The following is a 14,245-nucleotide window of genomic DNA, read 5'->3' on the forward strand; positions in this document are numbered from 1 at the left end:
CCTATCGGCCGGGGACGGGCTGGGACAGTTCGTTTCCGGTGACGCCCGGCGGCGGCGCGGCGCCGTTGTCGGGGACGTCGGGCCGGGGCGCGTTGGCCGAGCCGCGCACCTGGATCGCCGGATTGCTGGTGACGCAGTAGTTGTAGAGCCGCACCCGGGTATCGGTCTGCGCCTGGGTCGGCACCACCGGGATGGTGTCGTAGTCGCAGCTCGGGCGCGGCCACGGGTCGATCAGGGTGTGGTAGGCGCCGTCGTGCGCCGGAATGCCGATCGCCTCGGAGAACAACCGCAGCGAGGGGAACAGCGCGGCGATGGCCGGCGCGCGCAACTTGGCCGCCTTGGTGATGGCGACGAAGTTCGTCACGAGATTGGTGATGGGGTCCTGGGTCTCGCTGACGAAGCCGCCGATGGTCGCCAGCTGACCCGGGCCGAGCGAGAGCAGCGCGCGCACCTCCGCGTCGGAAGCGGTGAGCTGCTCGAACAGGGTGGTGCCCGCGCCGGTGATGGTGCCCAGGTCCGGTTGCGCGTGCGAGGTGGTCTCCGCGATCACCGACAGGTTCTCCAGCAGCTGCTTGGTCTGGGGCAGCAGATCGGTCAGGCCCGCCATCGCGCGGCTGATCCCGGAGATCATGTTGCGCAGCCGGTCCGGCCCGTCGGCCAGGGCCTTGTCCAGCTCGTTGACGATGACGTCGAGCCGCTCGGGATTCAGGCCGCCGATGAACCCGGTGAGATTGGTCAGCACCGAGTGCACCGGCACCGGCGTGGTGGTGCCGGACCGCTCCACCACCGCGCCGTCGGCGAGGAAGGGAGCGGACTCGGTGTCGGGGCGGAAGTCCAGGTACTGCTCACCGGCGGCGGACAGCCGCCCGACGGCCACGGTGCCGCCGACGGGAATGCGTGCGCTGTCCTCGATCTCGGCGAGGGAGGCGACCCCGTCACCGGAGACCCGCACCTCCTTGATCAGCCCGACCCGGGTGCCCCGGAAGGTGACGTCGTTGCCCGCCATCAGACCGCCGGAGGTGGCCAGCTGCACGGTCACGGTGTAGGTGTGCGGAATCGGGTTGAAGCGCAGCACATTCGCGCCGATATAGGCGCAGCCCAGGATCAGCACGGCGACCAGCCCGAGATTCGCGACGCCGATCCGGTGTCGCACCACCCACTGCCACAGCGGTGGATTCATCGCGGACCCTCCTCGGTCTCCTGCGGTTGCGGCGCGGCGTCCGGTTGCGGCGCCGGGCGGGGCGGACTGTTGAGGCGGCCCAGCACCTTTTCCAGCACCTGGGCGAAGCTGCCGATGAAGGCCGGGACATCCGCGACCTCGGGCAGGCGGCTGCCGCTCGGGTCGGTGAGCGCGCCGACGCTCAGGTAGGACACCGTCGCCGCCACCGCCAGGGTGGGTCCCTCCATCGAGGCCAGCACCCGCGGCGTGAGCCAGTGCAGCCCCTCGAGTGCGGCGGTCATGTCGGTGGACTGGGCGAAGGCCGACATCAGCTGCTGGATGCTGTCGAAGAGGCTGACGAAGTCGCCGCCGGTGGTCTCGCTGAAGTCCTGCAGCGCGGCCATGGTGGTCGAGGTCTTGGTCAGCAGATCCACGATGCGCTGATTGTTCTCGGTGAACAGGCCGATCAGGCCGGGGAAGGTGTCGGCGGCCTGGCCGAGTTCGGCCTTGCGCCGGGCCAATTCGCCGCTGAGCACGTTCAATCCGCCGAGCACGTTGTCGATGTCGCCGGTGCGCTGGTTCAGCGCCGAGATCACCGCGGTCATCTCGGTGATCAGGTGCGCCAGCTGCGGCCCGCGCCCGACGAACATCGAGTTCAGCTCCGAGGTGATCCGCGCGGCCTGATTGATGCCGCCGCCGTTGACCAGCATCGACACCGACATCATCAGCTGCTCGACCGACGCGGCGGTGACCGTTCGCTCCAGGCCGATGACATCGCCGGCCCGCAGCGGCGGCCCGGCCTCGGCCGCGCTCGGCAGCGTCATCGCCACGAACATGTCGCCCAGCGGCGTGGCCTGCCGCAGTTCCACGGTGGTGCCGGCGGGCAGCTGGATGTCCTCGCGGATCAGCATTTCCACCTCGGCCACGAAATCCTTGGAGGTGATGCCGGTGACGACGCCGATGTCGCTGCCGCCGATCTTGACGTGCGCGCGGTCGGGCAGATTGAGCGCGTCCCGGAAAGCCGCGCGGAGGGTGTAGCCCGGCGCGCCGATGCCGGGTTTCGGCATCGGGATGTTCTGGACGGTGACCGCGCAGCCGGTCGCCCCGGCCAGGGTCGCGGCCGTCACCAGGGCGGCCGCGGCGGTGGTGAGTCGTCGGGTCATTTCAGCTCCGTCATTCCCAGCAGTGCGGCGGTGAGCCCGAAGTCGGGGCCGAAGTCCGCGATCTTGCCGGTGCGGCAGCCGTCGTGGCGCATCCCCACCCGCTCGCAGAACAGCGACAGCGCCTCGCCGTCGAGCACGCTCTTGTCCAGCAGGCCGTGCAGGCGCAGCGCCTGGTGCTCGTGGCTGGTCGCGTTCGACAGGTTCTGGAACAGCAGGGGCGCGACGTCGACGATCTCGGTCAATTGCCTGGCGTTGCCGCGCATCTGGGCGGTGATGTCCATGAACCGCGACAGCGCGCCCGCCAGCTGGTCCTTGTTCTCGCCGACCAGCGCGGCCGTGTTGTTCAGGAAGTCGTTGAGCTGGGTGATGACCGCCTGCAGGCCGGGCGCCTGCTGTCCCATCAGCGCGACCAGCTCGGTGAGCCGTCCGCTGAAGTCGCGCACGGTCTGATCGTTCTGGGCGATGATCTGGGTGATCTCGTTCAGTTTCACGACGGTGTTGGCGATCTGGTCCTTGTTGGCCATGGTCACCTCGAACGCCGAGGACAGCGCGTCCAGCGTCTCGCGTAGCCGGTCGCCGTTGCCGTTGAGCAGCGGGAACAGCACCCGGCTCGCCATCGGGCCGCTCTCGCTGTCGCCCTTCAGCGCCGCGCCGAGCTGATCGAAGTTCTCCAGGATCCGGTCGAGTTCGACCGGAGTCCGGGTGCGCGGCAACGGGATATGCATGCCGTCGGTGAGCCTCGGGCCGTCCCCGGTGTAGGCGGGGGCGAGTTCGACGTGCCGGTTGGTGATCAGCTGCGGATTGACCAGCGCGGCGATGGCGTCGGCGGGGATCGCGACCGAGGCGTCGATGGTCATGACCACCTCGACATAGCTGCCGCGCGCAGTCACCGTCTCGACGCTGCCGACCGGCACCCCGAGCACCGCGACCTCGTTGCCGGCGTAGAGCCCGGCGACGTTCTCGAAATCGGCGCTGATCCGCATCTGCCCGCCCAGCACCTGACCCGGCAGGGTGCTCAGGCTGGCGGGGATCAAGCCGCACCCGGCGGCGAACAACGCGGCGGCACACAGCGCGGCCAGTTTGCGGACAGCGGAGGTTCTCATCACTTGCACCCCTGGGTGACCTGCGCGAAGCACAGCCAGTTGTCCGGGAACAGCCACGGCGCGTACACGTTTCCGTACGGTCCGTCGCCGAGCACATTGTTGAACTGGCGCAGCGTGACCGGCATGATCTCGTAGAGCCGGGCCAGGTTGTCGCGGTTCTTGGTCAGCCCCTCCGACATGGTGTTCAGGTCGGCGATCAGCGGGCTGATCTGGTTGTTGTTCTCCACACCCATCTCCTGCAGCAGCGCCGAGAGCGCGGCCACGTTGTCGAGCAGTTGACGCAGCACGTCCTGGCGCTGCTGCACGGCCGCGCCGATGCGCTCGCCCTGGGTCAGCAGCAACAGCACGCTGTTCTGGTTGTCGGCGACCAGCTGGGAGACCGTGTCCATGCCCTTGAGCAGGGTGTCGACGGAATCGCGGCGCTCGTTGACCACCTTGGCGAGCGCGCCGATGCTGTCCAGCGCCTGCACCGCCAACTCCGGGGAATCGCCCATCTGCTTGCTCACCACGTCCAGCGCCTCGCGCAGCTTGGCCGGATCGATCCGCTCGATCCGCTGGAAGGAGTTCTGATACTGCGGATCCTGGATCACCTTGCTGAGGTTGTAGGGCACCTTGGTGTTGTCGATCCGGATCCGGTTGCCGGGCAATCCCTTTCCGTTGCCGGGCACCAGGTCGATGTGCAGCCGGCCCAGGATGGTCGACATCTCCACCGTCAGCCGGGCATCCGGGCCCAGGCGCAGATCGTCGCGGACCTTCAGGTCCACCAGCACCTTGTCCCCGTCCAGGCGCACCGCGCTGACCTGGCCGACCTCGATCCCCGAGACGTCGACCGTCGCGCCCGGGCGCAGCCCGGCCGCCTGTGCCAGTTCGGCCTGGATCGTCTTGTCGCCCAGGCGCGCCTCGGCGAGCACGGTGGAGCCGACCACCAGCAGCAGGACCGCGGCCGCGGCCAGCAGGCCCAGCCGCAGGTAGCGGTTGGCCCAGACCGTTGCCGGTATCCGGCGCAATGCCGCGATCATCGGCACACCTCCGATTGAGCCGGGCCGCCGATCTCGGTGACGATGCCCGGGGGCAGCACCACACCCCACAGCGAGATGTCCAGGCGGCAGATGAAGGCGTTGCCGTAGGCGCCGTAGCTGGAGAAGCGGGCGACGGCATTGAGGAAGGCCGGCAGCTCGAACGCCGTGCGGTCCAGCGCGGCGCCGTTGAGCAGCAGCAGCGCGACGCCGGCGGTGGCGTCGTTCTGCGCCCGCACCAGACCGGGTTTCACCGAGGTGATGATCCCCATCAGCGAGTCGGTGGCCGAGGCGATCTGATCCACCGAGCCCTTGAGCGCCGCACCCTGGGAGTAGAGGCCCTCCATCAGCGCGCGCGCCTGGGTGATCAGGGTTTCCAGCTCACCGCTGCGATGGGCCAGGCCCTCGATCACACTGCTCAGGTTGGTCAGGACGTCGCCGAGGATCTGGTCGCGCTGGCCGAAGGTGCCGGCCAGTTCCGCCGCCTGCACGATCAGCGAGCTGAGCGAGACGCCGTTGCCCTGCAGGGCCTGGACCAGCGTCTCCGACAGCGAATTCACCTGGTCCGGCTGCAGCACGCTGAACAGCGGCTCGAACCCGGACAGCAGCGCCGAGACGTCGAAGGACGGTTCGGTGCGCTCGACCGGGATCTGATATCCGGCCGGCATCCGGGAGCCGCGCTCGTCGCCGGGCAGCAGCGCCACATAGCGCTGGCCGATCAGATTCTGGTAGCGCACCAGCGCTTTGGTGGTGTCGGTCGGGTGCTGTTCGTCCTGGAGCTGGAAGTCGACCCGCGCCCGGTAGCCGTCGGTGAAATCGATCTTGTCGACGCGCCCGACGCGCACCCCGGCCATCCGCACGTCGTCACCGACCCGCAGGCCGAGCACGTCGGTGAACACCGCGGAATAGCTGTTGGTGGGACCGGCGACCGAACGTTGCAGCGTCGACCACATGGTGTAGGTCAGCGCGACCGCTACCACGGCGAACGCGCTGAACCCGATCAGGGCTTTTCCTGATTTCATTGCTCACTTACCGCCTTTCGGCGTCGCCGCGACTTCGAGGTATCCGCCCTGGAGCACCGGCGCCAGCAGCAGCAGCTGTGCCACGGTGGGCTCGCCGCCCACGACCGCCGCGACCGCGGCGTTGCCGCGCAGGGCGATCGGACCGGCCGCGCCCGCCGGCGCGGGCGTGGGCTCGGTCTGCGCCGCGGGTGCGGTGATGCCCGGAATGACCGGCAGCCCGGGGATCATCGGCAGCGTCGGCAGGCCGGGGATCGTCGGAGCGCCCGGAATGCCGAGCACTCCCGGCGCGGCCGCCGGGGCCGTGGCCGGAGCCGGGCCGGCCGATTCCAGGCGCTGGGGCAGCATCTGCCGCGGATATTCCTGTTCCGGAGCGACTTCCGGCACGGTCGGGCCGCCGCATCGCGGGCCGGCCACGTCGCCGTAGCGCGGGCAATCCTTGGCCGTGTACTGCTGGAACGGAGTCAGGCTGACGTCCATCTTCCACACCATCTGCCGGCTCGGCCCGAAGGAGAACACCCCCGAGAGGCGTTGCAGCGCGGTGTTGAGGTTCGAGATCGCGAACGGGATCGCCGCGGGATCCTTGGCCAGGCTGCCGAACAGCTCGTTCACGCCCGACACCAGGAATTTGCCCGAATCCGGATTCGCCGCGAACAGCGAATTCACCGTGTCGATCGCCGCGCCGCCGTTGGTCAGCATGGCGACCAGGGCGTTGCGCTGCTCGGTGAGGGTGCGGGCGGTGGTGACCGACTCCGAGAGCACCCCGACCAGTTCGGGCGCGGACTGGCTCAGCGCGGTCGCGGCGTTGCCGAGATCGCCGAGCAGGCGGGGCATGCCGGGCAGCGCCCGCACCTCGGTCATCCAGGTGTCCAGCCGTTCGATCGTGGAGCCGGGGGCCCGGGCCGCCGGATCGAGGGCCGCGGCGAGGGTGGCCAGCACGCGCCCGAGCTTCTCGGGCTGGATGTTGTCCAGCACGTCGCGCAGCACGTTCAGGGTCGTCTGCAACTGCACGGTGCTCGCGCTGGTGTCCTCTTCGATGGTGGCGCCGGCCCGCAGCGTCTGCGTGGTCGGCTCGGTGTCGACCAGTTCGATCGCGGTCACGCCGAACAGGTTGTTCGGAATGACGCGTGCGGCGACCGTGGCCGGAATCGTCCCGGCGATACCGGGTTTCAGCCAGATCGCCGCCTCCTGCCGGTTGCCCTTGGCGACGATGTCGACGGCGTCGACCCGGCCCACCACCATGCCGCGGAACTTCACGTCCGCGTTCTCCGGCAGGCCGTCACCGGTGCTGGTCAGCACCGCGGTGACCGGCACCTTGTCCTCGAAGCGGCCGTCGTAGCGCAGCACGAGCAGCGACAGACCCGCGCCGATGGCGGTGAGCATCGCCAGGCCGGACAGTGTGAGCTGGCGGGCGGTGGGCCCGCGGCCACTGGGATCGAGAAGCATCGTCGCCCCTAACCGGAGATCCGGAATCCGGGATCGATGCCCCAGATCGCGAGAGTCATGAACAGATCGGCGAACACCACGACGACGATGACCGACTTGAGGGCCTGTCCGGCGGCGACGCCGACGCCCTCCGGGCCGCCGCTCGCGGTGTAGCCGTGGTAGCACTGGATGAACGTCGAAAGCAGCACGAACACCACCACTTTGAGCAGCGACCAGTACACGTCCGGCCCGACGAGGAACTGGAAGAAGTAGTGATCGTAGGTGCCCGCGGTGGTGCCGCCGAGGAACAGCACCGACAGCTTGGTGGACAGGTAGGCCGCGGCCAGCCCCACGCTGTAGAGCGGGATCAGGGTCAGCGTGGAGGCGATCATCCGGGTGCTGATCAAGTACGGAAGCGGCCGGATCGCAATGGATTCCAGGGCATCGATCTCCTCGGAGATGCGCATGGCGCCCAGCTGCGCGGTGAACCGGCAGCCCGCCTGGATGGCGAAGGCCAGGGTGGCGATGATCGGCGCCAGCTCGCGGGTGATCGCGAAGCCGGCGATCGCGCCGGTGAGCGGGCTCATGGTGAGCAGGTTCAGCGCCGAGTAGGACTCCATGCCGACCGTGATCCCCGCGAAGGCGCACAGGATGATGACCACCCCGACGGTGCCGCCGCCGACCACCAGCGAGCCGTTGCCCCAGCCGACATCGGCGGTCAGCCGCAGGAATTCCTTGCGATAGTGCTTGAGCACGTAGGGCATCGCGCCCACCGCCTGGAAGAAGGTGATGGCCTGATGCCCGAGCCGCTGATTGGCCCGCATCGGCACCGCGACGGCGTTGCCGACCATGCGCACGGGCTTGAGCGGCGGGGGAGTGTAGGTACTGCCCACGTCAGATCACCTTCGTCGGAAACAGCGTGTTGTACAGCTGGGTGATGATGATGTTGGTGGCGAAGAGCATCAGCAGCGAGCTCACCACCGCGGCGTTCACCGCGTTCGCGACGCCGCCCGGCCCGCCCTTGGCGTGCAGGCCGATATCGCAGGCGATGATCGTCGTCAGCGCGCCGAAGATGGCCGCCTTGACCAGCGCGACGATCAGATCGTTCGCGACCGCGAAGGACGCGAACGAGGAGATGAACGAGCCGGGCGTGCCCGACTGCGCGTACACGTTGAACATGTAGGCCGTCGCGAATCCGACGAACACGATGAAGCCGCACAGCAGCATGCTGACCAGCACGGCCGCGGCCAGGCGCGGCGCGACCAGCCGGCGCACCGGATCCACGCCCATGACCATCATGGCGTCGATCTCCTCGCGGATCGTGCGCGAGCCGAGATCGGCGCAGATGGCCGAGCCGACCGCGCCCGCGATCATGAGCGAGGTGACCAGCGGCGCGCCCTGGCGGATGATGCCGAGGCCGGCCACCGCACCGATGAACGTCGTCGCGCCGACCTGGTTGACCAGCGCGCCGATCTGGATCGAGACGACCACGGCGATCGGGATCGCCACCAGCACGGTCGGCGCCGCAGACACGCTGGCCATGAAGGCGCACTGCTTGATGAATTCCTGGTAGGGGAAGCGCCGGCGCACCAGCGCCACGACCAGCTGGCGCAACGCCTCCCGGCCCAGGCCGACCTGGCGGCCCAGGGTTTCCAGCGAGCGCTGCGGATGCCGCCGCCACAGGCCGGTGATGCTCTCGGTGATTCGCGCCAGCTCGTCGGGTTCCGGTTCCGGTCCCGCCGATGCCGGCTTGTGCACAGTGGCCGTCACTGGAAGCCGTTCCTCTCGTTCATGCCATGTCTTCCAGGTAGCCCTGCAACAGCACCAGCAGGACGCCGACGGCGGCGACACCCGCGACGGCCGCGCACAGCACCGCGGACCAGAGTCCGTAGCGCAGTACCGGATTGACCTTCGTTCGCCCACCGAGGATCTTGACGCCGATCACCAGGATGTCGATGAGCCAGACCAGCGCCATCATCAGGTCATGGACACATTCGCGAAGGTGAGGACCGGCCAGCACACGATGGATCCGAGGAACGACACGATCACGTCGATGCCGTTGAGCTCCTTGAGATGCGAGGTGTGGGTCACGCTCCAGACGACACCGATCAGGCCGTAGGGGATGCCCAGAATGATCAGGGTGCCGAGGAACTCCGACACCTTCATCTCGTAGCTGAGTATCCGATCCAACCGTTTGAGCATCTCGCTTCAGTCCTTTCGCTACCTGCCTGGCAACCGGCACGCGCGCGTTCGCCCGATGGTTGGTCGCGTCGTTGCCCCCGTCGCCGCCGGCTCGCTGCGTGGAGCGCGGGTCGACTCCCCGGTATGTTACTCACTATTCATCAATATGGAAGAGCTTGGGGGAGGTGGATCTGCGTCAAACAACCAGCGAAAGAGGTGATATAGCCCGCGTGAACAATGCTCGGACTCTGCCATGTTGTCAGTTGTTCCGCTGATGGCCGCCGAGTAGGTTGACGGTCGATGGATACCACAACGATCACCTACGCCGTCGACGACGCGATCGCGACGATCACGCTGAATCGCCCGCACGCGCGCAACGGATTCACCCTCGCCATGGCCGACGAACTGGCCGCCGCGCTCACCCGGGCCGACCGCGACGACCTGGTCCGCGTCATCGTGCTCACCGCTGCGGGCGAATACTTCTGTGTGGGAATGGATTTCGCCGAGCCCGCGCTCGGGGACCACACCGACCCGGACTGGGACGAACCCGCCACCCGGGTGGTTCGCCCGATGACGAAGTCGAACAAACCGATCATCGTCGCCTTCCCCGGACCGGCGGTCGGGGTCGGCGTCTCCATGACGCTGGCCGCCGACTTCCGCCTGGCCAGCGACCGGGCGCGTTTCGGCTTCGTGTTCGGCCGCCGCGGCCTGTTCCCCGAGGGCGGCTCGACCTGGTTCCTGCCGCAGCTGGTCGGGCTGGCCAAGGCCAAGGAGTGGATGCTCACCGGCCGGGTTTTCTCCGCGCAGGAAGCCGCCGCCGCCGGACTGGTCACCAGCGTGCACCCGCCCGCGGAGCTGCTGCCCGCCGCGTACGCGCTGGCCCGCGACCTCGCGACGAACCTCGCACCCGGCTCCGCCGCCGTGATCCGCCGGGCGCTGGTCGCGATGACCGCGCACGGCAGTCCGGAGGCCGCCTTCGCGCTGGACCGCAAGACGATCCCGTTCGCCGCCACCAGTCCCGACCTCGCCGAGGGCATCTCCTCCTTCTTGGAGAAGCGGCCCCCGCACTTCACCGGCGTGGCCGCCGTCGACCTGCCGGATCTGGACGGCTGGCTGCCGGGGCCATAGTCCGATGTTATCGATGATTCCGAATGTTCACTGAGGCATCAGTCTTGAAATCTAGAGTGAGAGCGGTCACTATGCAGTTGTAAGTTATTGATGAATCTCACTCAGGGTCAGGTGTCCGGATGCGAATGTATGCCCCGCTGACCGCCTCGGCCCTGCTGGTGGCGGGCCTGGTGTGTACCGGATCCGGCACTGCGCCAACGGGTTCCGCCGACGGCGTCGATACCGCCGACAACCGCCCCCCGGTGCCCGACGGTGATCCCGCGGCGGTGGCCGCGCGGAGCGTCGGGCTGCTGCCGGTCGTGCCGGAGTCGGCGCGGGACTGGCGCGAGATGATCGCCGGCACCCCGGCCGATCCGGTTCCGCCGCCGGTCCTCCCGGGGCGCAGTTTCGCGCTGCCGCCCGGCGGCGGCGCGCTCGGCATTCCGGAGATCGCGCTCGCGGCCTACCGGAATGCCGAACTGACCTTGGCCTCGACGCAGCCCGGGTGCGGGCTCAGCTGGAATCTGCTGGCGGGAATCGGCCGCATCGAATCCGGGCACGCGAGCGGCGGGCGCACGGACGACGCGGGCACCACGGTCACGCCGATCCTGGGGCCCGCGCTGGACGGCACGCTGCCGGGCAACGAGGTGATCCTGACCGAGGACGGCAGCGGCGTGCGGGCGCTCGGGCCGATGCAGTTCCTGCCGGGCACCTGGTCGCACTACGCGGCGGACGGCAACGGCGACGGGGTGCGCGATCCGCACAACGTCTACGACGCCGCGCTGGCGGCGGGCCGGTACCTGTGTTCCGGCGGACTCGACCTGCGCGATCCGGCCCAGGAGTCGCGGGCGGTGCTGCGCTACAACCACTCGATGTCCTACGCCGCGGAGGTGCTCGGCTGGTCGGCGGCCTACCGCGACGGCGGGACGCCGAGCCCGGTGCGGTTCGCGGAATCGACTCCGCCCGTGCTGGTCACGAGCCCGCCCGTGGCGCCCGAGCCGCTGCCGCCCAGCCCGGCCGAACCGCCCGTGGCGGAGGTGCGGACGGAACCGTCCGCGCCGGTGACGATCACGATTCCGGGCCTGCCGCCGATTCCCTGCGGCATCTTCTGCACCCCGCAATTACCGGATCAGGGTGCGCCGCAACCGGATTCGACGCCGCCGCCCGCACCGCCGCCGGGCCTCGTGCTGCCCTTCGGCATCGTGCTGCCGGTCCCCGCGTAGGGGACCGGCGGGACGGTCAGACCAGCGGCTTGCCGAGCGCGCGGCGACGCCGCATATTGCGCAGGTGCTTGTCGAACGGATACAGCCGCCAGCGCGCCGGAAGCCGGCCCACGACCAGGCCGATGCCGCGCATGATCACCTCGAAGGCGCGCTGCCGGCGCGGACCCCAGGATAATCCGAGTTCGTCTCGAAACCGTTGTGGCAGATAGCCGGTCGTGAAAAAGCGATTGAACGGCCGGAACAGCAGCCGCTCCCCGCGCCGGTAGGGCGCCAGGCCCACGACCTGATCGAGCAGGTACGCCTTGACCTCGGGGTCGACCGAGATCTCGAGCAGTTTCGCGTCCCAGTACTCGGCGAAGGCCGCCCGGTCGGGCGGCCACAGCTGCGCCGGCATCTGCAGCGTCGTGCCGAATCGGCTGGACTCGTAGTACAACTCGTCGGCGCTCGCCTCGTCCATGGGGCCGTAGAGCAGCCGCAGCGAGTCCGCGGTGCCGCGATAGATGCACGCGGCGACCCAGAGTTGCAGGCGCGGATCGAAGGCGTTGTAGCGCACGGCGCTGCCGGGCGCGGACCGGACGTGCCGGTGCGAGGTGTCGGTGGCCTCGCGGTAGGCGACGCGCTCCTCGTCGGTGCCGAGCATGGCCACGGCGAGATAGGTGAGCGTGGTCCGCCCGCGTTTGCGCGGATGCAGCGAGTACCGGCCGCTCTCCACGGTGCTCTCGACCAGGGCCCGCCCCACCGGCGGCAGGCTCAGCTGCATGACGACGTTGGCCGGACCGCCGAGCAGAGCGGCGGGCCCGGCCAGGAATCGGTCTATCGGTTTCGGTTCCGCCGCCGGGGGCGGCGGGCCGGGCTGATGTGGTTGTTCGGCCGTGCTCGGCACGAGACCCTCCCTCTCTCGCGGCCCGCATCGCGCGGCGGCACGGTGCCGCCGCCAGGCCGGGTAAGTTACTTAAGGTTCCGAATGTCACCGGAGGAGACGATGTCCTCGGCCAGCGGGGCGACGACCGCGATGATCCGGGCGATCAGCTCGGCCGGTACGGCGGCCGCCGTGAGCGCGGCGGCCAGGTGGCCCGCGACCAGGTCGAAGTGCTGCCGGGTGATGCCGCGGCCCCGGTGCGCCTGGCGCAGGGTGACGCCGCGGTAGGGGCCGGGACCGCCGAGAGCTGCGGCGAAGAATTCGACCTGCCGGCCCTTCATGCGAGACATGTTGGTGCCGTCGAAGAACGGGCGCAGTCGCGGGTCGGCGAGGACCCGGTCGTAGAAATCGTCTACGACCCTTTCCAGCGCCTCGTGGCCGCCGATCGCCGCGTAGGTCGAGGCCGGTGCGCGCGGCTCGTCGAGTCCATCCATCGGTACCGTCCTCATCGAGCGGAATCGTCACTAACATAGCAGGCAGACGGCGGCTTGTCAGGGTGGCAATATCACGTGCTCTAGCGGCCTCGATGCCGCTTGGGGTTCGCATCTGCGGTGCTGTGCCGGTCAGCAACTTCGGTGGCTGCACATTAACGAGAACGGGTTCCTGTGAAACTGCTGACAAAGTGTCAGTTGCACTGATAAGTTACTGCTCATTCTCAGGCTCGAAGAGGAGTGGAAACGACATGGACAGTCTCAGCAGGCGGACTGCGCTGAAAGCCAGCGGTGTTCTGGGTGCGTTCGGCGCGATGGCAGTGATGGTGCCGGCGCGCGCGGAGCCCTGGACCTGGTCCCCGCAGGGCTCGGTGGCCGGGACCGGCGACGGACTGGACCCCATGGGCATCTGGGATCCGGAAGTCGACGAGCTCGTCGGCGGCCTCATCGATCGGGGCGAGGTGCCCGCGGTCAACGCGCTGCTGCGCCAGTGGACCAGGAACGGTCAGCCGTTACCGGACGGATTGCCCACCGAACTCCGGGATTTCATGGAGTACGCACGCCGGCTGCCGCAGTGGGCCGACCAGGGCAAGCTGGGCACCGCGGTCCAGTTCAACAAGAAGCGGGGCCTCTACCTCGGCGTGCTGTACGGGCTCGCCAGCGGGATGATGAGCACCGTCATCCCGAAGGAGGCGCGCGCGGTCTACTACTCCAAGGGCGGCCACGACCTCAAGGACCGCATCACCAAAACCGCCAAGCTCGGGTACGACATCGGCACGCACAACGCCTACGGCCCCGACGGGGAAATGGTGGTGACCTGTGTGAAGACTCGCCTGGTGCATGCCGCCGTGCGCAACCTGCTGCCGCGCTCGCCGCACTGGGCCAGCGTCGCGCAGGAGGGCATCCCGATCAGTCAGAACGACATGATGGTGACCTGGCACAGTCTGCCCACCACCGTCATGCGGCACCTGACCGCGTGGGGCGTGCCGATCCCGCCCGCCGAGTCGGAGGCGTTCCTGCACTCCTGGCAGGTAGCGGCGCACATGCTCGGCATCCGCGACGAGTACATCCCGAACTCCTGGCCGGAGGCCAATTCGCAAGCGGCGCAGGTGCTGGACCCGATCCTGGCGGCGACCCCCGAGGGCGCGGCCCTGGCCGACCGGCTGCTGCGCCTGGGCGTGAACCTCGACCTGGCGATCCTGACCAAGCCGGTGCTCGGCTCGTTCACCCGGTTCCTGCTGGGCGACAAGATCGCCGACGAGCTGCGCATCGCGCGCGAGCCGGTGTGGGATCCGCTGCTGCGGGTGAGCTGGGGGCCGTTCATCGCCGTGCGCGAGGGCCTGCTGCCGGTCGTCCCGCTCGCGCCGGACGCCTACTGGCTCTTCGACGAGTTCCTGCGCCAGGCCGCCCTGGTCTATCTGGCGGAGCTGCGGATGCCGATCAGCATCGAGATTCCCACCATGAACCGGGACATGAGCAAGCCGCCCAAGTGATCCGCC

At 69.0% G+C, this 14,245-nt stretch carries 15 protein-coding genes; 3 read left to right on the forward strand and 12 right to left on the reverse strand.

Features of this window, described 5'->3' with window-relative positions:
- Window position 1: 1 nt before the first annotated feature.
- From AB0I43_RS24935 to AB0I43_RS24980, 10 genes are all read right to left on the reverse strand, one after another.
- The gene (locus tag AB0I43_RS24935) at window positions 2–1,180 is read right to left on the reverse strand and encodes an MCE family protein (protein WP_357432674.1); all 1,179 of its coding nucleotides are present in this window, start codon (window positions 1,178–1,180) and stop codon (window positions 2–4) included.
- Complete coding sequence (locus tag AB0I43_RS24940) at window positions 1,177–2,322, reverse strand: MCE family protein (protein WP_357432675.1); 1,146 nt, start codon at window positions 2,320–2,322, stop codon at window positions 1,177–1,179. The genes AB0I43_RS24935 and AB0I43_RS24940 overlap by 4 nt, the downstream gene beginning before the upstream one ends.
- Window positions 2,319–3,425 (reverse strand): MCE family protein, encoded by a 1,107-nt coding sequence (locus AB0I43_RS24945; RefSeq protein ID WP_357432676.1) that lies wholly within the window; start codon window positions 3,423–3,425, stop codon window positions 2,319–2,321. The genes AB0I43_RS24940 and AB0I43_RS24945 overlap by 4 nt, the downstream gene beginning before the upstream one ends.
- Complete coding sequence (locus tag AB0I43_RS24950) at window positions 3,425–4,444, reverse strand: MlaD family protein (protein ID WP_356974354.1); 1,020 nt, start codon at window positions 4,442–4,444, stop codon at window positions 3,425–3,427. Before AB0I43_RS24950 ends, AB0I43_RS24945 begins: the two co-directional genes overlap by 1 nt.
- On the reverse strand, window positions 4,441–5,463 hold the full coding sequence (locus AB0I43_RS24955) for an MlaD family protein (RefSeq protein WP_356974353.1): 1,023 nt from the start codon (window positions 5,461–5,463) through the stop codon (window positions 4,441–4,443). Before AB0I43_RS24955 ends, AB0I43_RS24950 begins: the two co-directional genes overlap by 4 nt.
- A 3-nt stretch (window positions 5,464–5,466) precedes the next feature.
- Window positions 5,467–6,906 (reverse strand): MCE family protein, encoded by a 1,440-nt coding sequence (locus AB0I43_RS24960; RefSeq protein ID WP_357432677.1) that lies wholly within the window; start codon window positions 6,904–6,906, stop codon window positions 5,467–5,469.
- Window positions 6,907–6,914: 8 nt separating this feature from the next.
- Window positions 6,915–7,778, reverse strand: coding sequence for an ABC transporter permease (locus AB0I43_RS24965; RefSeq protein ID WP_356974351.1), 864 nt, complete (start codon window positions 7,776–7,778; stop codon window positions 6,915–6,917).
- A 1-nt stretch (window position 7,779) separates the two neighbouring features.
- A complete protein-coding gene (locus AB0I43_RS24970; protein ID WP_356974568.1) occupies window positions 7,780–8,598 on the reverse strand; it encodes an ABC transporter permease in 819 nt (272 codons plus the stop codon).
- Window positions 8,599–8,674: 76 nt separating this feature from the next.
- Entirely contained in the window at window positions 8,675–8,863 is a 189-nt protein-coding gene (locus AB0I43_RS24975; protein WP_356974350.1) for a hypothetical protein, read from the reverse strand.
- Window positions 8,863–9,087, reverse strand: a complete 225-nt coding sequence (locus AB0I43_RS24980; protein WP_356974349.1) for a hypothetical protein — start codon at window positions 9,085–9,087, stop codon at window positions 8,863–8,865. Before AB0I43_RS24980 ends, AB0I43_RS24975 begins: the two co-directional genes overlap by 1 nt.
- Window positions 9,088–9,366: 279 nt before the next feature.
- Here AB0I43_RS24980 and AB0I43_RS24985 point away from each other — a divergent pair, with 279 nt between their 5' ends.
- Together AB0I43_RS24985 and AB0I43_RS24990 are read left to right on the forward strand one after the other, a co-directional pair.
- Entirely contained in the window at window positions 9,367–10,194 is an 828-nt protein-coding gene (locus tag AB0I43_RS24985) for an enoyl-CoA hydratase-related protein (RefSeq protein ID WP_356974348.1), read from the forward strand.
- Window positions 10,195–10,313: 119 nt separating this feature from the next.
- Window positions 10,314–11,396, forward strand: a complete 1,083-nt coding sequence (locus tag AB0I43_RS24990) for a lytic murein transglycosylase (protein ID WP_356974347.1) — start codon at window positions 10,314–10,316, stop codon at window positions 11,394–11,396.
- A gap of 16 nt (window positions 11,397–11,412) precedes the next feature.
- On the opposite strand, the gene AB0I43_RS24995 is transcribed toward AB0I43_RS24990, so the two are convergent.
- Both AB0I43_RS24995 and AB0I43_RS25000 read right to left on the reverse strand, forming a co-directional pair.
- Window positions 11,413–12,279: an oxygenase MpaB family protein gene (locus tag AB0I43_RS24995; RefSeq protein ID WP_356974346.1), complete on the reverse strand. Its 867-nt coding sequence runs from the start codon at window positions 12,277–12,279 to the stop codon at window positions 11,413–11,415.
- Between the two features lie 65 nt (window positions 12,280–12,344).
- Entirely contained in the window at window positions 12,345–12,749 is a 405-nt protein-coding gene (locus tag AB0I43_RS25000; protein ID WP_357432678.1) for a group 1 truncated hemoglobin, read from the reverse strand.
- Between the two features lie 248 nt (window positions 12,750–12,997).
- On the opposite strand from AB0I43_RS25000, the gene AB0I43_RS25005 reads away from it, so the two are divergent.
- The gene (locus AB0I43_RS25005) at window positions 12,998–14,239 is read left to right on the forward strand and encodes an oxygenase MpaB family protein (RefSeq protein WP_356974344.1); all 1,242 of its coding nucleotides are present in this window, start codon (window positions 12,998–13,000) and stop codon (window positions 14,237–14,239) included.
- The last annotated feature ends 6 nt before the right edge of the window (window positions 14,240–14,245 follow it).

This window comes from Nocardia sp. NPDC050435 (assembly GCF_040655395.1).
In the GTDB taxonomy this organism is placed as follows: Bacteria; Actinomycetota; Actinomycetes; order Mycobacteriales; family Mycobacteriaceae; genus Nocardia.